Annotated in this window: 16 protein-coding genes and 1 pseudogene; 6 read left to right on the forward strand and 11 right to left on the reverse strand. The window is 43.9% G+C overall.

Features of this window, described 5'->3' with window-relative positions:
* Nucleotides 1-41: 41 nt before the first annotated feature.
* The 4 genes from RM049_RS12860 to RM049_RS12870 form a co-directional block, all read right to left on the reverse strand.
* The gene (locus tag RM049_RS12860; RefSeq protein WP_322683222.1) at nt 42-1670 is read right to left on the reverse strand and encodes a PAS domain-containing sensor histidine kinase; all 1629 of its coding nucleotides are present in this window, start codon (nt 1668-1670) and stop codon (nt 42-44) included.
* 33 nt (nt 1671-1703) lie between these two features.
* A complete protein-coding gene (locus RM049_RS12865) occupies nt 1704-2843 on the reverse strand; it encodes a response regulator (protein WP_322704430.1) in 1140 nt (379 codons plus the stop codon).
* Nucleotides 2844-3018: 175 nt separating this feature from the next.
* Complete coding sequence (locus RM049_RS39280; RefSeq protein WP_409883806.1) at nt 3019-3192, reverse strand: MHYT domain-containing protein; 174 nt, start codon at nt 3190-3192, stop codon at nt 3019-3021.
* Nucleotides 3158-3538 (reverse strand): MHYT domain-containing protein, encoded by a 381-nt coding sequence (locus tag RM049_RS12870; protein ID WP_322683224.1) that lies wholly within the window; start codon nt 3536-3538, stop codon nt 3158-3160. The genes RM049_RS39280 and RM049_RS12870 overlap by 35 nt, the downstream gene beginning before the upstream one ends.
* Nucleotides 3539-3748: 210 nt before the next feature.
* On the opposite strand from RM049_RS12870, the gene RM049_RS12875 reads away from it, so the two are divergent.
* The 5 genes and pseudogenes from RM049_RS12875 to RM049_RS12895 all read left to right on the forward strand — a co-directional run bounded on the left by RM049_RS12875 (nt 3749) and on the right by RM049_RS12895 (nt 15597).
* A complete protein-coding gene (locus tag RM049_RS12875) occupies nt 3749-3892 on the forward strand; it encodes a hypothetical protein (protein WP_322683225.1) in 144 nt (47 codons plus the stop codon).
* Nucleotides 3893-4346: 454 nt separating this feature from the next.
* On the forward strand, nt 4347-12119 hold the full coding sequence (locus RM049_RS12880) for a PAS domain S-box protein (protein ID WP_322704431.1): 7773 nt from the start codon (nt 4347-4349) through the stop codon (nt 12117-12119).
* A 194-nt stretch (nt 12120-12313) separates the two neighbouring features.
* A complete protein-coding gene (locus tag RM049_RS12885) occupies nt 12314-13435 on the forward strand; it encodes a hybrid sensor histidine kinase/response regulator (RefSeq protein WP_322704432.1) in 1122 nt (373 codons plus the stop codon).
* 223 nt (nt 13436-13658) lie between these two features.
* Nucleotides 13659-13834 (forward strand): annotated as a pseudogene (locus RM049_RS12890) (IS5/IS1182 family transposase); the annotation flags it as partial.
* A gap of 596 nt (nt 13835-14430) precedes the next feature.
* Nucleotides 14431-15597, forward strand: a complete 1167-nt coding sequence (locus tag RM049_RS12895; protein WP_322704433.1) for an ATP-binding protein — start codon at nt 14431-14433, stop codon at nt 15595-15597.
* 236 nt (nt 15598-15833) lie between these two features.
* Here RM049_RS12895 and RM049_RS12900 read toward each other — a convergent pair whose 3' ends face one another.
* The 7 genes from RM049_RS12900 to RM049_RS12930 all read right to left on the reverse strand — a co-directional run bounded on the left by RM049_RS12900 (nt 15834) and on the right by RM049_RS12930 (nt 22722).
* On the reverse strand, nt 15834-17546 hold the full coding sequence (locus RM049_RS12900; RefSeq protein ID WP_322704434.1) for a putative bifunctional diguanylate cyclase/phosphodiesterase: 1713 nt from the start codon (nt 17544-17546) through the stop codon (nt 15834-15836).
* A gap of 1 nt (nt 17547) precedes the next feature.
* Nucleotides 17548-17736 carry a hypothetical protein gene (locus RM049_RS12905; RefSeq protein ID WP_322704435.1) on the reverse strand — a complete coding sequence of 63 codons (189 nt, stop codon included), beginning with the start codon at nt 17734-17736 and terminating at the stop codon, nt 17548-17550.
* 49 nt (nt 17737-17785) lie between these two features.
* Complete coding sequence (locus RM049_RS12910) at nt 17786-18934, reverse strand: response regulator (RefSeq protein ID WP_322704436.1); 1149 nt, start codon at nt 18932-18934, stop codon at nt 17786-17788.
* A complete protein-coding gene (locus tag RM049_RS12915; RefSeq protein WP_322704437.1) occupies nt 18912-20405 on the reverse strand; it encodes a sensor histidine kinase in 1494 nt (497 codons plus the stop codon). Before RM049_RS12915 ends, RM049_RS12910 begins: the two co-directional genes overlap by 23 nt.
* Nucleotides 20392-20520, reverse strand: coding sequence for a hypothetical protein (locus RM049_RS12920; RefSeq protein ID WP_322704438.1), 129 nt, complete (start codon nt 20518-20520; stop codon nt 20392-20394). The genes RM049_RS12915 and RM049_RS12920 overlap by 14 nt, the downstream gene beginning before the upstream one ends.
* A gap of 541 nt (nt 20521-21061) precedes the next feature.
* A complete protein-coding gene (locus RM049_RS12925) occupies nt 21062-21514 on the reverse strand; it encodes a response regulator (protein WP_322676293.1) in 453 nt (150 codons plus the stop codon).
* Nucleotides 21511-22722 carry a sensor histidine kinase gene (locus tag RM049_RS12930; RefSeq protein ID WP_322704439.1) on the reverse strand — a complete coding sequence of 404 codons (1212 nt, stop codon included), beginning with the start codon at nt 22720-22722 and terminating at the stop codon, nt 21511-21513. Before RM049_RS12930 ends, RM049_RS12925 begins: the two co-directional genes overlap by 4 nt.
* An 838-nt stretch (nt 22723-23560) precedes the next feature.
* Between RM049_RS12930 and RM049_RS12935 the strand changes: the two genes are divergently transcribed.
* Nucleotides 23561-24614: DUF4347 domain-containing protein (locus RM049_RS12935; RefSeq protein ID WP_322704440.1), on the forward strand; the 1054-nt coding region annotated here is incomplete at its 3' end.

The following is a 24614-nucleotide window of genomic DNA, read 5'->3' on the forward strand; positions in this document are numbered from 1 at the left end:
GACAAATGGATACAGACTGGTTTTCAAATTTTCGGACAAGTCTATTCATTATTGGATGGGGTAGCCCTACCAGCTATGAGTTCCATTTGATTTGTAGGGATTATAACAGTGAAGACTGTACCTATATTTACTTGACTGCATACCTTAATTTCACCGCCATGCAGGTCAATGCATTTTTTGACAATTGAAAGCCCTAAACCTGTTCCGGGAATATTCCCTACATTCTTAGCCCGATGAAAGGGCTTAAACAAGTGGTCTCGATCGTCATCAGGAATCCCAATACCTCGATCTTGAATTTTGAAGATCGTTTCTTCATTTTGACAAATCAGGTTGAAGTCAATTGCGCTTCCTGAAAAGGAATACTTGACAGCATTCGACAACAAGTTAGTCAAAATAGATTGGAGTAACTTTTTGTCGAGTTGAGTATAACTATTGCTGCCTGCGTTCCGTTTGTCGGTAATAAACAGCGTAATCTGATGGCTAGGGGCACTCAGTTGTATTTCTTCTACTAGATCGTGGCAAAACTGCATAACATCGATCGCAGTTGGCATGAATTCCACTTTCCCACCTTCTACGCGGTTAATCATCAACACATCGTCTAGTAGTTGGGTAATATGAGTGATAGATTTTTGGACGTGCTGAAACTGCTTTCGGCTTTGGTCTGGATTGAGGCGGTGTCCGTAGTCTTCTAAGATGCCGATGGAAGATGACACGATCGCCAATGGCGTGCGGAACTCGTGAGAAGCCATTGAAATAAAGCGCGACTTCAATTCATTTAGTTCTCGTTCTTTCTCTAGTGCTTTACGCACTTCGGCTTCTGCTTGTTTTCGCTCGGTGATATCTCGACAGGTGATCACAATGCCCGCTACATTTGGCTCATCTAGGAGGTTTTTCGCGATCGCCTCAAAATCATGCCAAGAACCATCCGCATGATGCAAACGAAATTCTACTGTTGTTTTTTGAGATGGATTATCAATGGCTCGATACAGCAGCGCTGACGCAGAAAGGCCATCGTCTGGGTGGACTAACTCAGGAAGATTTTTAGCAATCCAATCTTCTGGCTGATGTCCTAGAATATGCATCAAAGAAGGGCTAACATAAACAACCCGTCCACTTGATTCTAAGGTAGCGATGATATTCGATGCATTTTGGAGCAACGAGCGAAATCGCTCTTCACTTTGCTGCAATATCTCGGCTTTAGCCAGTTTAATCTCGGTTTTAATTAGTTGAGATTGTGCCTGCTGCAACTGTTTGAGAGCTTGTTCTAGCTCCTGGTTTGCTGCTTCTAACTGAGCTGGACTCGATAACGCTAGCGCCTTAGGAATCAGAGGAATGAGTTCCAAAGCTGTATACATTGAAACAAGGGCTGTCAAGGCTTTGACTACACCTGACAGCCAGTAAGTTGGATACCATAATGTCCAGATATCCATCAGATGTCCGGTGCCACAGGCAATAATGAAAGCACCAAACATCAGAAATATCCAGTTAAACGGAATATCGCGTCGTTTGGAGACAAAGTAGACGAGCAAGCAGGGAATAGAGAAGTAGGACAATGCAATCACACTATCAGAAAGCACGTGCAGCCACACCAATCCTGGTTTCCAGAGATAGCAATGTCCGTGTGGAATAAAACTGTTTGAATTTAAAAGAGGATGGAGTAAATCTAGCATCTTGAAGCCTCTTCTCAAGTCCTTCAATATGATTCAATTTGTATCTGGCCGATCTTCTTGAGAAGTGAGTGGCATTGGCAATGCAATCCGAACAATAGTCTGTTCGCCAGTTATGCTTTCGATTGTCAACTCTCCTCCATACAATTCAATTAAGCGTTTTGAAGTAACTAGCCCTAACCCAGCACCATTGTGTTCGTACAACTTATGATGAAACTGTATATAAGCACCCACATTCTTAATTTGCTCAGAGGTCATGCCACGACCGCGGTCGATTATATAGAGCGAATAAAGGTTATTGCTTGGAAGGCCAACGACACTGACTTTAGAACCTGACAGAGAAAATTTGAAAGCATTGTTAATCAATTCTTTCATAACTTTCTTGAGACTAGTAGGTGAAATCTGTACGGCTACATCTTGTAGATCGATCTCTAAATCTAATGTTCGCTGTGCATTCTGGGCTTCCTGATATGCAGTCTCTTCAACTATCATTTTGAGAGAGGTCTTAGGGGCATATTCTCGGAAACTAGCAACTTTTTCTGCATCAGATAGGGTTACTTCGAGTTTGGCGTAGAGCAAAAAGTTTTGAGTCAAGCCATAAAGCTGCTTGCCGGATGTATAAACTGCCTCGATCATTTCTAATTTCTCAGTATCTGACGTACATTCCCAGTCTTCGATTAATAACTGTGGTAATGCAATAATAGTTTGCAATGGCGTATGCAGTTCGTGGGGTAATGACACCGTAATCGTGTTACACAACTGCTGAAATTTTATTTGGTTCTTTTGAGCAATCATCGTTTGCTTTTTGAACTGAACCTCAATTGCTCGTCGCAGTTCAGAAGGAGTGAAGGGTTTGGTGAGATAGTCATCCGCACCTAGTTCCATTCCGTATCGCAAATCAGTTCGATCGGCTTTAGCGGTGAGAAAAATCACAGGGATAGTGGCCATTTTCGGGTCTTGACGGAGCGATTGGACAAACTCGTAGCCATTTAATTCCGGCATCATCACATCGCAAATAATCAAATCTGGCATCTCTTCTTTGGCCTTTTGCAAGCCAATCAAGCCATTCTCAGCCGTAGTTCGATAAAACCCTTCAAACCCTAAAATTGAGGCAATATTCTCGCGGACTTGAGGTTCATCTTCGACAACTAAAATCTTTTTGAGAGTAGATTGCATGATGATTTTTCCTTATGCTGCTAAAGCAAGATGTTTAAATGAAGCTACTACTGATTTTTCGTAATTTGCTGATTGGATTTGTTTCCCCTTTAAGGGACTTCCAAGTAAAAAAATATTCCATAGCAGAGGGACAAGGAAGACAAGGGGGACAAGGGGGACAAGGAAGAAAATAAGTCTAGTTGAGTAGACAAATTGGATAATTTATTTTTTGGAGTTCTTTAATTCGGAATGCAAGCCAGAGCGCGATGATGGAAGCACATAAGGCAAAAAGAATCGAGGCAATAATAAAAAGCAAATTATAGTCAGCCGTTCCCTCAAGTTTCATAGCTGACATACCGTTGTAGTGCATTGCGCCAACTCCACTTCCTAGTAAAATTCCCCCTATGACCAGATTGAAGGTTGTCTCTCGTAATAAACAATGCTCTTCCTGATGCAGCGATCGCCACCATTAGGGACAAAATAACGATAGGCAGATCGTAAAAAACTGGGACAGGGAACTGGTAAGTCAGCATAGCAATAAAGTGCATTGACCAAATTCCAATGCCCATTGCAGCCGCACCTCCAGCGAGCCAAAAAAGACGTGCCAGATTACGAGCTGCCATGATTCGTCCTGCTAGGTCGAGTGCTGTATAAGCAGCAAAGACAGCAATGCAGAATGAAAGGATCGCGAGCTGAATATCGTAGGTTGCCGTCATAATTAAACCCTGAACAATGAGAGTGGAGTTGAATTTAAAACTCTACTCTTTAACATTAGGGCTGAGAGGATTGCCCTTAAAAGAGAGTAATTCCTTAATCTCTAATGGATTTTGCCTTTGCGGTATTATTTACTTAAGTGCATCAAGAACAAATTTTTATCCGTATTGGGGGAAGTACTGGATGCTAAATACTGTTTTCGTAGAATTACTGTGAAACTTATACCAATTCGCAATTCCCTGCTTTTGGCAATGGGCTATGCTCTAAGCGCAGCTATACCGCAGGCTTTATGCAATGAAGATGGGTCAGATATGGCAAGCCTTTTGGGGTTTGAATATATTGCCTTATCTCGTTGAACCAAGAATCCTCATGCCTTTACCCGCATTTCTCACAAGTTTGACGAACTTCAGGGGCAGAGGAGCAGAGGAGCAGAGGAGCAGAGGGGCAGAGGGACACAGGAGAAAGAACTTGTACAACAACTCTCCCCTGCTCCCCTAGCTCTCTGGAGATGTGGTGAGAAATCCGGGCTTTAGGCTGAGGAGTGTCAATGAGCGAGAATTGGTATTAGCCACTTAATTTACTGACTTAGCTTTCTGGGAATTCAGTATAAGCCGAGAGACTGCTTTTGCAGAATAGGCTAGACTGAATCGTTAAACCAATCTCTAAGTAGTAAGTAAGTCAGCACAATAAAACCAAATTGTCTAAATAAAAGTAAACAAGGGTCAAACTTTTTTCCCCCTGCCCCCTGCCCCTTTTCCTCTTGTTGACCAACCCGATGTTTCTCATCTCAGTATTGTGGCTGGAAATGTTATGTTCTTGCCCCGCTCATTTCTGTTAAGGCTTGTCCTAGAAAACACGATCGCACCGCCGCCCATCACCGTTACCCCAGATGTGCTGGTGACAGAGGCGATCGCACTTTTGAACTCCAGTTCTGGCAACTTTGATCCCGGTATGGGGGCTAACGACTGCACAGGCTGTTTAGCTGTAGTCAGTGAAAACCAACTGATGGGACTGTTCAGCGAACGAGTGGTGACACGTTTGGTTGCCAGTGGGCGATCGCTTGCTGGAGTCACTTTAGCAGAGGTAATTGAACCACCAGCGATCGCCTTACGGCAATCTGAGTTAACGAATCCTGATGTTGCCCTGAGCCTTTTACAAAAACACCAGATTCAGCACTTGCCGATATTAGACGACAATGGGCAGTTACTAGGGCTGCTGACCTACGAAAGTTTATGCCGTTTGCTGCAACTTGTAGAACCCGATCGGCCAGATGAGGCATCAATCGCCGCTTTGAAACTTCAGACAGAGCGATCGCAGCTTTTAATGGCAGTCTCAACGCGGATTCGGGCTTCGCTGAGTTTGGCGGAAATACTCAATGCCACGGTGTCTGAAGTGCGGCAGTTTTTGGGCTGCGATCGCGTGTCGATCTATCACTTTTTGGAAAATGGGCAGTTCCAGGTAGTAGCAGAGTCCCTCGCCGCCGGTCAACGCTCCTTTGTCAGTGAAGAGATTTACGATCCTTGCTTTGCTCCAGATTGGACAGAACGATACGGCCAAGGACGAGTGCGAGTAGTTTCCGATATCTATACGGCAGGGATGACCCCCTGCCATGTTGAGTTATTGGAGCATTTGCAGATTAGAGCCAAAATTCTAGTGCCGGCGATCGTTAACAACCAATTTTGGGGACTGGTTAGCGCCAGTGAATCGGCTGTGCCGCGTGATTGGCAACCGGCTGAGGTCACATTTTTAGAACAACTTGGCATTCAGGTGGCGATCGCCATTCAACACAGCGAAACGGCGGCCCGATTCCAGCAACAAGGGCAAGAGCTTACCGCATTGCTAGATCGTTCCCCTGACGTGATTTTTCGGCTCAATCGAGACTTACACTACCTCTATCTCAACGCCGCTGTTGAGGTCGAATTGGGCTACGCGCCAGAAGCGCTGATTGGTCAACCACTGCTCGCTGCCACCCTTGCCCCAGAACATCTTGCTGAGTGGCAAACTCTCACTCAACAAGTAGCAGCAACCAGGCAAGAACAAACGATTGAATATCAACTTCGCCTTCAATCGCGCTCCATCTGGTTTCAAACCCGTGTCGTTCCAGAATATAACATGGATGGAACCGTCACGTCGTTTTTGTGCGTGGCGCGCAATATCACCCAAAAGAAGCAAGCTGAAGCTAGACAAGCCGCCTATATCAACGTCTTGCTAGAGTGGCAAAACCGCCATCATGCTGCCCAGCTAGCCACTAAACAAGTGCTGTATGAATGGGATACATCCTCCAATCGCATGATGTGGGGCATCAATGCCGAGCAGGTGTTTGGCTATAACGCCTCTGAAATGCCCCAGACATCAGCCGATTGGTTTGCCAGCATTCATCCAGAGGATGAGAAACGGGTGCAAACGGCCGTCGCAGAGTATTTTGAACATCAGGGACATCTCTACTTGCAATATCGGTGGCAACATCAGGCTGGGCATTACATCTGGATTGAAACTCAGGCACAGTTTTTTGCAGATGCTAACGGCAACTTAACTCAGATTATCGGGTATGTCACTGATATTAACGAGAAAAAAAGGTTAGAAGCCGAACGCACGCAGCTAGAAACTGCCCTCAGAGAAAGCGAAGCCCAACTCCGACAAATTTTTGACAATAGTCAGGATGTGTTTTTTCTCAAATCCCTCGATAGTAAGCAGATGATTTATACCAGCCCAGCCTGGGAATATCTTTACCAAACGCCGTTGCAGCAAACCTATGACAATCCTCAATCTTGGCTCGATTTTATTCATCCAGACGATCGCGATGGCGTAGTCACGTTTAACCAGCAAGCTTGTCAAGGGAAAGAGGTTTGCTCCTTTGCCTATCGGATTATCCGTCCCGATAACTCCATTCGCTGGCTCTGGAACCGCAGCTTTCCGATTCGCAACGAAGCCGGAGAGATTTACCGTCTTGCTGGGGCCAACATCGATATTACTGAGCAAAAAAAACTGGAACTGGAATTAAGCGTAGTCAAAGAACGCTATCAACTCGCCATTCGGGGTATCGGCGAAGGAGTGTGGGATTGGGATCTTGTCAGCGATCGCGTCATTGCCAGCGATCGCTATTGGGAAATTTTAGGCTACCCATCCCCAGCCAAAAACGCCTGGAAGTTTGCCGATGAGATGCTTAGGGAAGAGATCCATCCCGACGATCTCGATCTGATGCAATTAACCCTAAAAGGCCACCTTGAAGACCATTTGCCCTATGAAGTAGAATTTCGCAGACGTAAGCAATCAGGTGAGTATATTTGGTGTCGTTCTCGGGGAGAGGCAATCCGGGATCAAACTGGCAAGCCGATTCGCATGGTGGGAGCGATCGCAGATATCACAGAACCCAAAGCAATGGCAACTGCTCTACAAGCTAGTGAAGAAACCCTGCGCCAGGTGGTCAATACAGTTCCGGGAGTGGTTTATACCTATTGCTGTTGTGTGGATGGAACGAAAAGTTTTCGATTTATTAGCCAAGGCATTATCAAGCTTTGCGATCGCACCCCAGAGGAAATCCTCAACGACTCCCAAGTGCTTTGGCATCTCATCGTTCCAGAGGATGCAGAGAGGATGCGGGATTTGATTGACCAATCTGCTGCAATGCTCACTCCTTGGACGGCGGAGTTTCGCCTGATAACTGCTAGCAAAGTCTTAAAATGGGTTTTTGGTCATTCCATCCCCTCCCGACAAGCAGATGGTAGCATTATTTGGCACGGCATTCTAATTGATATTAGCGATCGCAAGCACGCCGAAGCCAAACTGCGTCAACAGGAAGAATTTCTCCGTAGCATCTACACAGGAGCAGAACTGGCGATTTTTGTGATTGAGGTGAGCATAGATCAAGAATTTCGCTTCCTGGAATTCAACCCTGTGGCTGAACGATATGGCTCAGTTACCTGCGAAGAAATTCAGGGTAAAACGCCAGAGGAAGCATTTGGTGAGGCGGTCGGTTCAGCAATCCGGCAAAAGTATGTCCTATGTCTAAAATCGGGTCAGAAGATCAGCTATGAAGAATATATTTCTTTTCCAGGGGGTTCAATTTGGGCGCTCACCAACCTATTTCCAATCCGGAGCGAAGCGGGAAATATCCATCGCATCATTGGTACAGCTATTAATATCAACGATCGCAAACAAGCCGAGCTAGAACGCCAGCGCAGCGAAGCTCTGCTTCAGGCATTGATCGCCGCATCTCCAGTTGGGCTAACCCTGTTCGATCGGGAACTGCGCTACCTCTATGGCAACGAGGCATTAGCCAAAATCAACGACCTGCCATTAAGTAAGCATTTGGGACGCACCTTATGGGAAGTTTTTCCGGAAATGGCATCTCAGTTTGCTCCCATGCTGCTCCAGGTTATAGAAACCCAAGTACCAATTATAAATATGGAGTTTAGCGGTGAGGTCAGGCCGGGTGTATTTCGCAGCGCAATCTCCAATCACTATCCCGTTTGTTTACCCAATGGGGAAGTAATCGGCGTTGGCGTATCCGTGATGGACGTAACCGAACTTGTCCAGGCACAACAAAAACTGAGGGAAAGTGAAGCCTGGTTCCGTACCTTGGCAGACAACATTTCTCAGTTTGCCTGGATAACCGACGAACACGGCTCGATTGAATGGTATAACCAGCGCTGGTTTGACTACACAGGCACCACACTGGCAGAAATGCAGGGCTGGGGATGGCAGCAGGTACATCACCCCGATCGTGTCGATGGGGTAGTGAAGAAAATTAGCCACTGCTTTGAAACAGGCGAAATCTGGGAAGATACCTTTCCCTTGCGCGGTCGAGATGGGCAGTACCGCTGGTTTCTCTCTCGTGCTATTCCCATCCGAGATGAACAGGGTAGGGTGTTACGCTGGTTTGGCACCAATACAGACATCACCGAACAAAAACAAACCGAAGTTGCTCTGCAAACAAGCGAGCAAATACTGCGTCAACTTACTAATATGGTGCCTGGAGCCGTCTATAAATATCAGCGCTTGCCGGATGGGTCAAACAACTTGATCTTTATGAGCGAAGGTATTGTCGATTTGTATGAATATACGCCAGAGGAACTCCTCAAGGATGTGCAAATCGTGTGGGATATTATTTTCCCAGAAGATATAGAAAAAATCGGCGCTTCCATCGATCGATCGGCTGCAACGCTCGAAGCATGGGAGATGGAGTTTCGCATCAGAACTCCTAGCGGCATCTTGAAGTGGATTTCAGGACATTCTATTCCCACTCAGGAAGAAGATGGCAGTATTATTTGGTTTGGCATCCTCACGGATATTAGCGATCGCAAACAAGCCGAGCTAGCACTTCAAGCAAGCAAACAGCGTTATCTAAACTTGGCTGAACTATCACCAGTTGGCATTTTCCACACCGATCCGAGCGGAGACTATAAATACGTTAATTCCCGTTGGTGTCAACTAGCAGGGCTGTCCTTCAAGGAGGCAATGGACATGGGGTGGAAACGAGCATTGCACCCCGAAGACCGCGATTGGGTCTTTCTCAACTGGCAGAGAGCTACCCAATCGCAGATTCCCTTTTTAATGGAGTGTCGCTTTCAGAGACCAGATGGAAAGGTGCATTGGCTGATCTGTCTGGCGATCGCGGAAACTGACAAGGCTGGCAAAATCACTGGCTATATCGGAACTATCACTGACATCACCGAGCGCAAATTTTCCGAACAAGCCCTGCAAGAGAGCGAACAACGCTACCGCGACTTGGCAGAAGCGATGCCCCAGATGGTCTGGTTGTCAGATGTCACGGGTGCTGTTTACTACTTAAATCGGCGTTGGTATGACTACACAGGGCAAAGTGAAGCTGAGGCAATGGGATTTGGTGCAGCAGCAGTGGTTCATCCCGATGAGCGCGATCGCACCCTCCAGGAATGGGCACAAGCGATCGCCACTGGCAGTTTATTTGAGAGCGAATATCGCGTCCGCGATCGTCAAGGACTGTACCACTGGTTTCTGGCACGGGGAATACCAATCCAAAACCAATCAAGAGAAATTACAGGCTGGGTAGGCACAGTTACTGATATCGATGACTTTAAACGCGCTCAACTCGCACGCAAACAAGCCGAGCTGGCTTTGCAAGCTTCAGAGGCAAGACTGAATGATGTGTTGAACAGTGCAGGTGCGTCAATTGGGCATTTTCGATATTATCCAAATGGTTTTTGGGAAACTGATTATCACTCTAAGGGATGCGAACGAGTGTTTGGCTATCGACCAGAGGAATTTCTGGCGGAAGTTTGGTTATCAAACATTGTCCCAGAAGATTGGGCAGTCATACAGGAGCGGATGCAGGCGGCGATTAAAGCCGAGAGAGAAACCACACTTGAGTATCGTTTTTATCATCCAGATGGCTCGACTCGATGGGTTTTAGATACGCTGACATCTCACTGGAATGAGAGCAATCGCTGCTGGGTTGTAACGGCAATTGGTACAGATGATAGCGATCGCAAACACGCAGAACTGGCACTACAACAGCTTAATCAGGAGCTAGAAGCCAGAATCGCTCGCCGCACAGCAGCATTGAGTGACAGTGAGTTGCGCTATCGGTCTTTATTTGAACAAGCAGCCGTCGGTATTAGCCAATGTCACTCATCAGGACATTATATCCAAGTCAATCAACGCTTTTGCGAACTGACTGGTTATACTAAATCTGAGCTACTGGATATGTGCTGGGAAGAGTTGATTTATCCAGAAGATTTGCAATTAATTCGCGGTGAGGTGGCTGATTTACATCGCGGTGAGTTGGCATCCATAGCCACTGAAATCCGTTATGTCCGCAAAGATCGTCAGCTACAATGGGTCGGACTGACAGTGTCGCTGCTGTATGACACTGTCGGTAGAATCATCAGTGACTTAGCGGTGGTGGAAGACATTAACGATCGCAAGCAAGCTGAGATGGCGCTGCAAGCGAGTGAGCTTTCCTATCGCACCCTGGCTGAAAACCTACCGGGAATTGTCTACAAGCTGTATCCTGCTGAAAATAATACATTTGTTTTTTTTAACGACCACTTAACGGCGTTATTCCACCTTGACCCCCTGGATCTCGCCAATCAAGGCACTCTCTGTCCAGTCAACTCGCTGATTGTACCAGAAGACCGCGATCGCGTTATCGAAGTCATTCAAGGGGCGATCGCCAATCAACAGCCCTTTCAGGTCGAATATTGCATTTACATACCCGCAACCCAAGAAAAGCGATATTTGCTCGAACAAGGCAGCACCGTAACTGACGACATTGGACAAGCGCTGCATATCGTTGGCATTATTTTTGATGTCACCCAAATCAAACAGACTGAGGAAAAACTTCGGAAAATTAACGAACAACTGACCATTGCCAATGCAGAACTAGCCCGTGCGACTCGCCTCAAAGACGAATTTCTGGCGAATATGAGCCACGAACTTCGTACCCCCCTCAACTCCATCCTGGGACTGTCTGAAGTCTTGCAAGAAAGAACATACGGGAATTTAACCGAGCAACAACACCATACCTTAACCACAATTCAAACCAATGGGGAACATTTATTAGAACTAATTAATGACATTCTCGATCTAGCCAAAATCGAATCCGGTAAGCTAAACCTACAAATAACACCCGTTTCAGTGGAGCAACTTTGTCGCAGCACAATTCCTTTTATCCAACAGCAAGCCTTCAAAAAGCAAATTAGTTTTACCCTCGAACTGTCTCCCAATCTGCCTGACATTGAGTTAGACGAACGACTGATACGCCAGGTATTAATCAACTTGCTGACCAATGCCATCAAGTTTACACCCAATGGTGGTGCTGTCATCCTCAAAGTGCAAGGCAATGCAGCCGAACAAACAATGAGCTTCAGCGCCATCGATACGGGCATTGGCATTGCTCCAGAAAATATTGACAAATTGTTTCAGCCCTTTGTTCAAATCGATAGCAGCTTATCTCGGCGTTATGCTGGTACGGGGTTAGGTTTAGCCTTAGTCCGGCGCATTATCGAGCTACACAAAGGCTCCGTGAAAGTTCGCAGCACCGTCGGTCAAGGCAGCGAATTTATAGTGATGCTTCCCTGGAAACAGGTCAATCAGCCTAACTCAGATAAGCCTGTCCATCGCACCACTGCTATTGCCGAAATTGCTTCACCCTTCTTAGCTGTAGAAACAAAAAATACAGCAGAGAATGTAGTAAAGAAACCTGTTGTTCTCTTGGTAGACGATAACCTCGATAACATCGAGACGCTACAAGCTTATTTAGAATTGAAAGGGTTTAACATTGTGGTTGCCCGCAATGGTTTGCAAGCGATTCATCTCACCCAAATGCAGTCTTTCAACTTGATTTTGATGGATATTCAAATGCCAGATATGAATGGACTAGAAGCGATTCGCCAAATTCGATCGCAGGAGCAATACAAGCACACTCCGATTTTGGCGGTAACGGCTTTAGCCATGTCAGGGGATAAAGAAAAGTGTTTAGCCGTTGGAGCGAATGATTATTTGACCAAACCCATCAGTCCCATCCATCTTGTCAACACGATGAAGAAATATCTCCAGTTGTGCCAACTGAATATGTCTGGTAGTGATATCATGTCCGGCTAATCAGTTGCGTCCATTAAAGTTATTTTGAAGGCTAGTACAGCACGGCGTAAATAAAGCAACTATTAGTAACAGACAAAAAGCTTACAATAAGAGCTTTTGCGCCTTCTGCCCTCTGCCTCCGTACTTCTGCCTTCATGTACTAGGAGTATAATCAATTTGGCTCAGTCTGGTTTACACTTTAGGGTTGTTCGTGCATGAGTGAATTTGAAATAGTCAATCAAGAACTGACGATTCTATTAGTGGATGACGAACCCGATAATTTTGAAGTTATCAGCGGCATTCTATACAATTGTGGCTATCGTTTGGGATATGCATCGAGTGGTGTTAGTGCCTTAGAACGGCTACAAAGAAGTCAGCCCGATTTGATTTTGCTTGATGTGATGATGCCAGGGTTAAATGGCATTGAGCTGTGCCGTCGCATCAAGACTAATCCAAATTGGAAGCATATTCCGATCGTTATAGTCACTGCATTGAATGGAAAAGAAGATTTAGCCCGTTGCCTCGAAGCTGGCGCAGATGATTTTCTCAGTAAGCCTGTAAGTGCATTAGAGTTACGCGCCAGAATTCGCTCGATGCTCCGCATTAAGCAACAGTATGATGCCCTCAAAGCTTCTCTACAAATGCGATCGGACATGGCAAATATGATTGTACACGATTTGCGTAATCCTCTGACTAACATTGTTTTGTCTTGTGAAATACTCAGCCGAGCGAATTTGCCAGAGCAATGTCAAATTCGGATCGATCGCATAAAAATAGCGGAACAACAGTTGCGATCGCTAACCGAAAGCCTACTGCTCATGGCAAAACTAGAGTCAGGAAAAATGCTCGTGAATCTGGAGACAATCGAGCTGAATCGCCTGATTGATAGTTGTATCAGCGATATACAGGCGATCGCCAATCAAAAAATGATTCAGATAATTTCCCACCTCCCAGAACCCGAAAGACCGATTTACGCCGATAAGCTCGTGATGCGTCGAGTTTTAGACAATTTATTATCAAATGCAATTAAATTTTCTCCGTCTAAAAGTCCAGTTACGGTGCAAGTCAATTATTTAGACGAGCTGACAACCCAGATTCTAGTGATTGATATGGGTGTTGGAATCAATGACGAACTCAAGCAAAAAGTCTTTGAAAAGTATGAAATTGGGACTCTGATGAAAAACATTGAGCAAGTTGGTTTGGGCTTGGCATTTTGTCAGATGGCGATCGAAGCTCATGGCGGCAAAATCTCAGTAAAAGATAATCAGCCTCAAGGGTCAGTCATTTTAATAGAAATCAGCAGTCTCTTTCCAGGAGCAAAACACGCTTATTTCTGAAACAGGGCGATCGCTCGGTTGAAGGTTAGAGCTTGAACAATAAGGAATAATCAGAAGTTTTGCCGTACAAAATAATACGTTATCAAGAGAAAAATGGCTATACTTTCTTCAAAGCTAGGTGATATGAGATATTGCTAGTAGTCATACGAATTTGCAATTCAAAAATCCTTACTTGATAAGAGTTTCCAGTTTTGGATCTGTTTCAGGATTTTAGTGAATTGGTATCACAGAAGTTTATTGTCAAAAACTCTGGTTGTATAAAAATAAAAAGCAGAGCGTTGATAACCGTATTGTAAGTTTAAGTCAACCATATACGTCCGAATGGCACTAAGAAAAGCGGGGAAAATCGTGGAATGTGCCGCAAAACTGTCTGCTAGTTGCTTTGATGAATATGTATTTTTTAGACTATATTAGTTAAGATAACTTTAATGAATAAAGAAACTTTAAAGCACTTTTTAGTCACCTTGAAAAACTATACTAGTACACTAAGGTATAAATATGGACACCCTTTCAAAAGCCCAAAATAAAGGCTTTTTGACTTTTGATCCTTCGACTACCCTCAAGGTCAACTTTTGACTTCCAACGTAGCGGTACTAGTTATTGTCCAGAATCCGTTGATGTTGACAAAAATTATCGCACCAGAGAAAATTCAGTTTATGAAAACAAGGAGATATTAGAAGTACTGGTTCACCTTTGAGCAGACTCCAGAAGACTGTAGTAACGAAAAAAAGAAGCAAATTTTAGAATTCCAAATATTGGTTTTCAAACTGGCGACATTGTTAAAGCCATAGTTAATAGCAGCAAGAAAATAAGCATCTATGCCGGACGTTTGCTTTGTCGAAAATCTGGAAGCTTTGATATTTCAACTAAAAACGGTCGTGTTGCGGGAATCAGTCACAAATACTGTTTAGCAATTCATAAACTGGATACAGTTATGCGTTTTAAGACGGCGTTTGTTGACTTTTTTATTACGTTTTCAGTAAGCCCTAAATATTATGGATAATCCAAAAATTCTGGTTGTAGAAGACGAAGTTCTGATTGCGAGAGAATTAGAAACCAATTTAATGAGTCTGGGTTACACCATAGTCGGAATTGCAGGGGATGGAGCAGAGGCGATTGCCAAGGCGGCAGAACTTCAGCCTGACTTGATTTTGATGGATATTATGTTACCGGGAGAAATCGACGGTATTGAGGCGGTAGAGCGCATTCATCAGACTGCTCCAATTCCGGCGATCTATATCTCTGCCTACGATGATGAAACTATTTTGGAACGGGCAAAAGCAACCCACCCCCTTGCTTATCTGATCAAACCCTTCAACGAGCGCGTCCTGAGAACAACTATTGAGATTGCGTTGGCATTGCACACAGCTGAATCCGAGATCGGAAAAGCGATCGAGATAGCTCAAAGGCAAACCAAGGCTGAAAGCCAACCCAAGCAACAGCAATTAAATCCTTTGTTTCAAAACTATTTGGGCATGGTAGTGCATGAAATAGGCAACTCTATCAGTGTGATTCAGGTCAGTGCCGAACTATTGAATGAATTTGAGGCTCCACCCTTGGTAAAGCAGCGTGCCATTGAGCGTATTCAGAATGCGGCGCTCCGTATGAACTGGTTACGCGAGGATTTACTGGTTCTGGTGCAAACCGGAACAAATCAGTATCAGCTGCAACTGACTGAGATTGAGTTGTTGAGTACGGCTCAACAATTAATCGAAATAGTGACAGTACAACAACGGCAAGATCGATTGCGGCTGCTGAGTCAGCAAGAGACGCTTGTTGCCTTCATGGATGAACGATTGCTGAATTATCTGTTAAAGAATTTGTTGTTAAATGCTCTGAAATATTCGCCTGAAGATACGTCGATTTTGCTCCTGCTCGATCGGCAAGCAGATCGAGTTGAAATTGAAGTTCGAGATCGAGGTATTGGGATTCCAGCCGATTATTATCCTAATATTTTTCAGCCGTTTCACCGAGGCAGTAATGTAGCTGATATTCCAGGCACGGGCTTGGGTTTAGCAATTGTGAAGCGCTGTGTTGATTTGTTGCGGGGAGACATTACTTTCGACAGCGAAGTTGGTAAAGGTACAACGTTTAGGGTAACTTTGCCTGTAACCAGACCGTCGAGTGAACAAAAAATCTCTGTTGATACTGGCGTTCGGTAAATTTGAGTTCAAAGCGCGTTCCTGGTTGGCAACTAAATTGGCTAACTTCTTTTAATTAGTTACGAGAAGCCGTATGGAAACAGTTAGATAAATTAACTGCTCAATTTAAATCTATTGCTGGCTGGAATTTTATTTTGGAAGCGTTATTTGTATCAGGCTTTTCGTGAAATGGTATAAGTCCAATGATTATTGTTTTGTTTGGAAGTCCGCCGTTTGCGGAATTGGCTTTCTGGAGTTTAACTAAAAATCCCATTGGCGATCGCTTGCGTGGCTGCTTGGCTGGTCAACGGTTTAGAGAACAAGTAACCCTGTCCCAACTTACAATTCAATTCTTTTAATTTTTCCAGTTGAACTGAGGTTTCTATTCCTTCTGCCACGATGTTAATATCCAGGCTGTCAGCCAGGGTAATAATAGCTTTAATGACGGCATTTTGGCCATCTTCATCAATCTGGCTAGTAAAAGAGCGATCGATTTTCAGCGTTTCAATTGGGAACTGATGCAAACAGTTCAAGCAGGAGTATCCCGTGCCGAAGTCATCAATACATAACTGAATTTGCAGCGATTTCAGCGATTGGAGGACTTGACTGTTATCCTCTGTCATTTCTAACAGATAACTCTCAGTCACTTCTAATTTTAAGTACTCACCTGACAAATGGGAGTGCTGCAATATTTCTGCCAACCGTTGACTAAAGTCAATTCGATTCAATTGCAAGGCGCTGATATTGACATTCATAATCAAGTCAGCGTGTTGAGGAAACTGTTGTTGCCAACTTCGCAGTTGCTCGCAGGCTTCTTGGAGAATCCACCAGCCCAACTCCTGAATTAGCCCCTTTGCTTCCGCGATCGCAATAAACTGAATCGGTGGTATGAGTCCTTTTTCAGGATGATGCCAGCGAATCAATGCTTCAAACCCGATTAACTGATTTGTAAACAAATGAACAATCGGTTGATAATGCAAGCAAAATTCTTGCTGTTTACCCGAATATGTGCTTTTTAAAATCGCTCGTCTCAAGTCTGTTTCTAACTGTAACTGCTCGGAAAGATTGACTCGTATTGCCGGAGCGAACACAGTATATCCGCTGCTTGCTGTTCTGGCATGATGCATTGCTAAAGAAGCATCCACAAGCAGATCGATAGCGTTGCTATAGTTAAATTGGCTGTGCGTAATCCCGATACTTATGTTGTTGAATACTTCACAACTTCCTAAATCGAGCGTCTGTTTCAAGCTTTGTTGATGAAATTGTTCGGCTAGCTTGGTTGCCGTCGATAGATGCTGAAGGTTTTCTAGAATAATAATAAATTCGTCACCGCCAAAATAGGCGAGGAACTGCTCAGGTGCAAGGATTTGCCGCAGTTGAGTAGCTACAGTTTGCAGCAAGCGATCGCTCATCAGTTGCCCAAAAGCATCGTTGATTTCCTTAAAGTTATCTAAACCCACAAATAACACGGCATACTGAGAGGTTGTATTTGTGGGTGTCTGTTGAGTTAACCGATTAAGTTGCTCGATTAAGTACGCTTTGTTGGGTAAGTTGGTCAACGAATCCCAAAGTGCACAGTGCTGCTGCGCCTGGAATGCCGCTTCCTGCTTGGCGAGTCGGGCGGCGATCGCTGCTAATAATTCATCGACACTAAAGGGTTTCGTCAAATAATCGTCTGCACCGAGATTCATACCCTGACGAATATCTTCATGGGTGCTTTTAGCTGTTAAAAAAATAAAGGGGACTAATGTAGTATCTAGATTCTGCCTTAATGTCGATAGCACCTCGTAGCCATTTGCGCCTGACATCATCACATCGCAGAGAATTAGTTCGGGATGCTGGGACTGAGCTAAAAAAATCCCTGTTTGACCGTCTTCGGCTTCCACGACCTCAAAGCCTTCTGCTTCTAAAATATCAAGAATTTCTGCACGCAATGAAACTTCATCTTCAATGACTAATATTTTGGACATATTAAGTAAGTTGGCACAAAAAAACTAAAAATGGATTACCTTCATTGAAAGTCGCGGAAAACTCAATCGAATTGTGGGTGGAGAGGGATAGCCGCCCGCCGACGGCATTGGGCATAGGAAGGCAGTGCTTTGGGCAGGTTTCCCGACTTGTAGCAACTGCCGTCATTGGTGGCTCTTTTCCATGCCCCATACCCCATCCCCCATGCCCAAAAACTCTACCCACAAAAGGATGGAGTTTTTCATTTATTAGGAGCCAAGGTAGTAGGCGGATTAGTCTCAATCGGTAGTTGAAGCGTAAACTGAGTCCAACCCGCTTTACTACTAATTTGAACTTTACCGTTCAGTCGTTTAGCCAATTTCTCAACCAGTGTTAAGCCTAGACCATTGCCGCCTTGCTGCCAGCGATCGCTCTCTGGAACTCGATAAAACGGTTGGAACAGATTGGGAATGAACTTATCGGGAATCTCTGCTTCGTTGCTAACAATAAGCATAATCATCTGACCATCTGGATTTATTGCCTCGGATGCAGTCAAATCACAACGAGCTTCTAAAACAATTTTACCACCGGGAGCAGTGTATTTACAGGCATTGTTAAGCAGTTCGCTCAAGATGCGCTTGAAATCTGCGGCATCGATTACAGGCATTGGCAAATAAGGTGGAATGTTGCTCCAGAGAGTTTGTTGGCGTTTTCGAGCCTGGGTTTTGAATGGTTCGACGATCGCAGGAATCCAGGTTTGTAAATTCAATTTTTCGGGTTGCAAAGGACGTTCGTTTGCGCCTAAATAATGCAAATCGAGCAAGTCATCGATCAGATGAATTTCGCGGTAACACTCTTGTTGCAAGCGATCGATGTAGCGTTGCGTTTGCTCTGGGTTGGCAGCTTGTTGCAAGAGTTTTAACGCCATCATTATATTAGTCGCTGGGCCTCGTAATTCCTGTGATGCACTCCCAATAAACTCGTCTTTAAGCAAATTGGAGTGTTGAAGCTGGGTAACTTTCTGATGAATCTGGACGATTGTTGCTTGTTTAGTTAATCGACTTGTAATCGCGTTAAGCAACTCATCCATCCTAAAGGGTTTTGTCAAATAATCATCCGCGCCTAAGTCCATTCCCTGCCGAACATTTTCGCGGGTCGCTTTAGCGGTGAGGAAAATGAAAGGAATCAGTGCTGTGTCCGGATTTTGTCTCAGTCCCGATAACACTGCATACCCATCAGCTCCGGGTAGCATTACATCGCAGAGGATCAGGTCAGGGAAGTTTGTTTGAGCTGAATCCAGCCCCTCTAACCCGTCTTCTGCTCCCATTACATCAAAGCCCTCAGATTCTAAGATATCGAGGATTTCTTCGCGTAATGATGGCTCATCTTCAATTACCAGGATTTTGGTCATGAATTTGCTCTACTAAAGCAATTGGCAAGGTTACTCTAATTAAAGTACCCTGATTCATTTGACTAGTAACATTGATTACACCTTGACACTCTTCCACAAATTGCTTAACAATTGCTAGCCCTATGCCCGTCCCAGGCAAATTGCCAACATTGCTACCGCGATAAAACGGAATGAATAATTTGTCCTGGTCTTCTAGGGGAATGCCAATACCCCAATCTTGAATAGAGAATGTTACATGTTCGGGAGCAAAAATCAAGTCAAACATCACCTTTCCAGAGTCAAGAGAATATTTAATCGCATTGGAGAGTAAGTGGGTGAGTATGAGTTCCAGCACAGTTGGATCGAGGTAAATTTGCCGACTATTGCCCTGACTTTCAAAGATAATCGGGTGTTCGCTGGTGGTTAATGTGGCAATTAATTCTTGACAAAACTTTTCTAAGTTCAACGGTACGGGGTTGAGTTTAGCTTGATGTGGCCCCGAACTGTTCATAACCAGCATATCGTTGAGCAACTCAGTCATGCGCTGCACTCCAGCAATGATGCGATTGTAGCGAATCTGGTTTTTTTCTGGAGTCCATTGATGAGCATAGCGTTTTAACGTCTCTGTTGCTACCAAAATCACACTCAGAGGTGTCCGGAATTCATGGGAAACCATCGTGATGAATTCAGACTTGAGTTGATGCAATTCTCTTGCTTGCTGCAAAGCTTGTTGCATGGCGGCTTCTGCTCGTTTGCGATCGCTAATATCTCGGAGAATGCAGACTGTTCCTCCATGCGGTAACAATGAGATTGACAGTTCTTGGTCAAAGGGTTGACTATTACATTTATAACCAACGGTTTCTCCTCGCCAAAATTTCCGTTGCTGTAGACTTTGCTCAATTTCGCCCCTCAAGCCAGCTTGTTGATTCGGGTGATAGTGAATTTTCCAATTGGTTTGTAGCAGGAGACTGGAATCTTTGTAACCGTAAATTTTGGAATATGCTTCGTTGACATACACATAGTTCCATTGGGCATCTAAAATGGCAATTCCTTCACTTGATACGGCGATCGCCACTGACTGTTGATGCATGATCTGTTGCATTCGCGATCGCTCGATGGCATAGTGAATGGAGCGAATCAGGGCATGGGTGTTAATTTGCCCTTTGACGAGATAATCTTGTGCGCCTTGCCGCACTGCTTCTAAAGCGATCGCTTCGTCTTTGAGGCTGGTGAGTACGACAATCGGCAAGGTTGGAGCTGCTGTATGGAGTTGGGCGATCGTCTCTAAACCATGAGCATCGGGCAGGGAAAGATCGGACAAAATCACATTAAAACTGTGGCAATGCAGTTTTTCGAGGGCTATTCTCAGTTTTTCTACGACTGTCACCTTCCAACTAGTTCGATCTGTGTTTTCCAGAAATTCTTGTAATATATCTGCATCTTCTGGGCTATCTTCAATTAATAGAATTTGTAGAGAATCATTCTTCGTCATGAGTTTTGCCCATAGTGATGCCAAAACCTATCTTAAAAAAGATATCCCCAAAATAGTAACATTCTGCCATAGAAGAACTTTCAAGAGCTTTTTTTACAAAAATAGATAGTGACATATTGAATTATATTGAATTATATTGAATACAATACTAAAGCAACAAAGCGTTTAATTATTCTGAAATACGAACAGTTACAACAATTAATCCAAAATGCAGAACAACTGCACTAGGAAAAACGAAAGTTATTACAATCTAAAAAAGATAGAATAATCATAAATACTACTAGCAAAAATATCCACGTTTTTACTAGATTAAAATTAATATATAGCTTCATTTTTCGTTTGAGAAACCAACCCCCAATCCCTAATCCCCAATCCCCAGTCCCTTTTACAGAATTGGATCTGTAGCGATACTTGCGGCGGTCGTAGCCATTGCTTCTTTCCCATGTAAGTAGAAAACAGTAATAATCGAAACCTGATACTAACTTAATAAGCTATTCTTAATGCGATTATTTAAGAGTTTATTAACAAAATGCGTTAGCCCTAATCAATATGGGTCATTTTGCCAGTTTTTGCCAAAGTTTTTGTAGGCTCTTATTTTGGCAAAGGTATTGCCTAATACAAGGGCTTTGAATGCACCAGAGGTTATCTAAAGCCTACTATACAACTTTGGGAAACTTAACAGCCGCCAGCCAAAAAAATTCAATCGAACGAATCACCTTAGCAAATTCTTCTAGACCCACAGGTTTGGTTACATAACAATTGACGTTGAGTGCGTAAGTTCGCAAAATATCTTCATCAGCCGCAGAGGTTGTTAAAACCACAACCGGGATCAACTTCAGATCGGGATCGGTTTTCAGTTCCGCTAAAACTTCTCGACCATCTTTTCTCGGGAGATTCAAATCCAGTAAAATCAAATCTGGACGAGGTACATTGGCATAATCGTCCTGCCGTCGCAAAAATTTTAGGGCTTCAACACCATCCTCCACCACATGAATTCGGTTGAGAACTTTAGCATTGCCCAGGATTTCAATCGTTAAATCGGCATCTTCCGGTGAATCTTCGACTAAAAGGATTTCAATAGGTTCAATCGGGTGAGAGTCTTTGCTCATTGGGAGTTTTCTTTTTTTATGGGAATTGTAAACCAGAAAACAGATCCTTTCCCTACCTCTGATTCCATCCAGATATTTCCGTGGTGACGCTCAACAATTTTCTTACAAATGGCTAAACCCAGTCCTGTGCCAGAATATTGGCGACGGGTATGTAAGCGCTGAAAGATGATGAAGATACGCTGTGCATATTGCGCTTCAATCCCAATCCCATTATCGTGCACTGCAAATAGCCATTTGTTATCTTTTTGGGTTGCACTGATATGAATTTGAGGTGGCTGTTCTTGACGATATTTAATCGCGTTGCTGATTAAGTTTTGTAATAAACGGCTAAATTGCTCTTTGTCGGCTTCGATCGTTGGGAGGCGATCGCGCGTGATGGTGGCGTGGCTTTCGGCGATCGCAACATGGAGTGTCTGAATCACTTGGTCAACTATCCGATCGCAATCGGTTGAAACTAATCGAAAATCGCAACGACCGACTCTGGAATATGATAGTAAGTCTTCAATTAGTGCTTGCATTCGAGTCGCAGCATTGACAATATAAGTGATGTATTTATTGGCTTTCTCATCTAACTGTTTTTGATATTTCTCTGCCAGTAGTTCGGTATAGCTGACAATGACCCGCAAGGGTTCCTGTAGGTCATGGGAAGCAACATAGGCAAACTGCTCTAACTCTTGATTAGATCGTTGCAGTTCGTTTTCAGTTTGCTGGCGCTGCTCCACTTCATTTTGCAGTTGCCGAATCGTTTTCGTTAGCTCTTCAGTGCGTTGAGCCACTCTTATTTCCAGTGCTTGATTGAGTTGTTCAAGGGTCTGATTTGCAATCTCTAGTTGAGCCGGACTGGGTAATGTTAAAGCTTTAGGAGTTAACAAAATCAGCGTCAGTGCTGCATGGAGAGAGACGATCGCTGTTACTGCTTTCATTCCTCCTGCGAGCCAGTATACTGGATGCCACAGCGTCCAGATTTCTAGCAGATGAGTGGTTCCACAACAAACAATGAAGGCTCCAAATAGCCAAAAAGCCCCACGAAAAGGGATATCTGAGCGTTTATAAGACAAGTAAATCAGAAAGATGGGAATGGAATAGTAAGCCAGGGCAATTAACGCATCTGACATTCCATGCAACCAAACTAACTCTGGCTGCCAAAGGTAGCAATGTCCATGCGGTATATAGTCGGATGAAAAAAATGCTTGTAAAAATGCTTTCATCTTTTTAGCTATTAGCGAATGGTTATGTGTGTAGGACTTACGCAAAAAACCTCTCTAAGTCTTATTACCAACGAAGTTCAAACACCTGTGCCAAGCCGCAAAGCGTCTACGGCAAAAGCAGCCGCTTCGGCTTCTCTGTGTTTTCTGCATCCTCTGAGATTTAATTTTACATTACCTGTGCGTAAGTCCTGGTGTGGTCTAAGAGTAAAGGAGGACTAAGAATACTCATAAATAACCATAATCTTATTTCATTAGACTCATAGGCACTGCGGCTTAAAAATTAAAATGTGTAAATAATTACTTATAAAATTGCTAAAATTGCGGTTTATGCTGAAATAAATAATAGCACCCTGACAAAATTACTGAGATTGGGATGGGTAAGTTCAGTAAAAGCGTAAAACTACAGATCGCACCCTTGTTTAAGGTGATTGATTGCTAAAAAGATTACTGAGTTCGGGATGAATAAGTTCATGAAACCCGTAGAGCTACGAATTACGAAGTTTCTTAAGGTCATTAAATTAGAGAAACGAGTGTGACTGAAAAGAAAGTAGAAAGGTTGAGAGCAAAAGTTCATTATTCAATCAAAAACATAGTGTGGATAAATCCATACAAGGGAAATACCTGAACTATGGATTTTCTATCTAAACCTATTTGCGATCGCACTCAATTCATCTCGTGCATCAACTATCTCTGAAACGCCATTAAACACGCATTGAATTATAGTCAAAACAAACGGCTAAATTGGACTAACAAACAAGCTGTAAGCTTTGATAAATAAGACTTTTGAATACTTCAAAAGTAAAACTAACAAAAGTTTTGAAGATAAAAACAAACTTCTATGAATCCTAAATTTATGTTGGACACAATACCTACTGCGATCGCTACTAAAAACCTCGATTGGAAAATTTCTGCTAATCGCCTAGTTATCATTGACCCCAAGGTAGAGAACTACGAAACATTAGTAGCAGGTGTCTTACCGAATACTTCTGTTGTAGTTCTAGATAACAATAGAGATGGCATTGAGCAAATTAATCAAGTACTAGCATCCTATCAAGAAGTTAACAGCCTGCATATTGTTTCTCACGGCGCACCAGGACGAGTCTATTTAGGGAGTAGTCAACTCAGTAACGAAACACTCAATCGCTATGCAGAGGACGTGCAAAGTTGGTCAAGCCTTCTCTCCTCTGCCTCTGTACTCCTTTATGGTTGTAATATTGCATCTGGAGAAATTGGCGAAGCCTTTTTGTCAAAGCTCCACCAACTGACTGAGGCAAATATTGCAGCTTCTGCCAACCCTACTGGCAGTACTTTTAAAGGAGGAGACTGGGAACTGGAAGTTACAATTGGCAAGATTGACACTTCTTTGGCGTTTTCAGAAACAGCAAGGGAAGCTTACACCTCTGTGCTGGCAATCATTACTTTAACAGGACTAACAAACCCTCTGACAGAAGGCGGTGCTACAGATACTTTAGGGGTGAGTGTTAATGTCGCCAGCCTACTTAGTAGTCTCGGTGTTGCCGGCACGACTTTGGTTAATGGTGGAGTGCCAATCAACCTGACTCTGACTCCCGATGCTCAACTGAACTTGAATGGTTCAAACTCCTCGGTGACTTTAACTATCGACCCGACTCAAACCACCCAAGTTTTCCCCTCAGTCACCATCGCCGCCATCAATGATAATCTGACAGAAACTAATCAGACTGGTACAATTAGCGCCACAATTACAACTAGTAACCCTACTCTCCAGGCTATTCTTAACCCCATTTCCTCCCTACTGTCTGCAAATGTTACTGCTAATATCCTCGATCCGGTAACACCTCCAGCAATTGTCTCCCCGATTACTTTAACAGGACTAACAAACCCTCTGACAGAAGGCGGTGCTACAGATACTT

It is taken from the genome of Nostoc sp. DedQUE04 (genome assembly GCF_034530995.1).
GTDB lineage: Bacteria > Cyanobacteriota > Cyanobacteriia > Cyanobacteriales > Nostocaceae > Nostoc.

Excerpts from the sequence above, each read along its gene's own strand:
- RM049_RS12860 (WP_322683222.1), bottom strand. The coding sequence starts at position 1,670 with ATGCTAGATTTACTCCATCCTCTTTTAAATTCAAACAGTTTTATTCCA.
- RM049_RS12865 (WP_322704430.1), bottom strand. The coding sequence starts at position 2,843 with ATGCAATCTACTCTCAAAAAGATTTTAGTTGTCGAAGATGAACCTCAA.
- RM049_RS39280 (WP_409883806.1), bottom strand. The coding sequence starts at position 3,192 with ATGCACTACAACGGTATGTCAGCTATGAAACTTGAGGGAACGGCTGAC.
- RM049_RS12870 (WP_322683224.1), bottom strand. The coding sequence starts at position 3,538 with ATGACGGCAACCTACGATATTCAGCTCGCGATCCTTTCATTCTGCATT.
- RM049_RS12880 (WP_322704431.1), top strand. The coding sequence starts at position 4,347 with ATGTTCTTGCCCCGCTCATTTCTGTTAAGGCTTGTCCTAGAAAACACG.
- RM049_RS12885 (WP_322704432.1), top strand. The coding sequence starts at position 12,314 with ATGAGTGAATTTGAAATAGTCAATCAAGAACTGACGATTCTATTAGTG.
- RM049_RS12895 (WP_322704433.1), top strand. The coding sequence starts at position 14,431 with ATGGATAATCCAAAAATTCTGGTTGTAGAAGACGAAGTTCTGATTGCG.
- RM049_RS12900 (WP_322704434.1), bottom strand. The coding sequence starts at position 17,546 with ATGTCCAAAATATTAGTCATTGAAGATGAAGTTTCATTGCGTGCAGAA.
- RM049_RS12905 (WP_322704435.1), bottom strand. The coding sequence starts at position 17,736 with ATGGGGCATGGAAAAGAGCCACCAATGACGGCAGTTGCTACAAGTCGG.
- RM049_RS12910 (WP_322704436.1), bottom strand. The coding sequence starts at position 18,934 with ATGACCAAAATCCTGGTAATTGAAGATGAGCCATCATTACGCGAAGAA.
- RM049_RS12915 (WP_322704437.1), bottom strand. The coding sequence starts at position 20,405 with ATGACGAAGAATGATTCTCTACAAATTCTATTAATTGAAGATAGCCCA.
- RM049_RS12920 (WP_322704438.1), bottom strand. The coding sequence starts at position 20,520 with ATGTCACTATCTATTTTTGTAAAAAAAGCTCTTGAAAGTTCTTCTATG.
- RM049_RS12925 (WP_322676293.1), bottom strand. The coding sequence starts at position 21,514 with ATGAGCAAAGACTCTCACCCGATTGAACCTATTGAAATCCTTTTAGTC.
- RM049_RS12930 (WP_322704439.1), bottom strand. The coding sequence starts at position 22,722 with ATGAAAGCATTTTTACAAGCATTTTTTTCATCCGACTATATACCGCAT.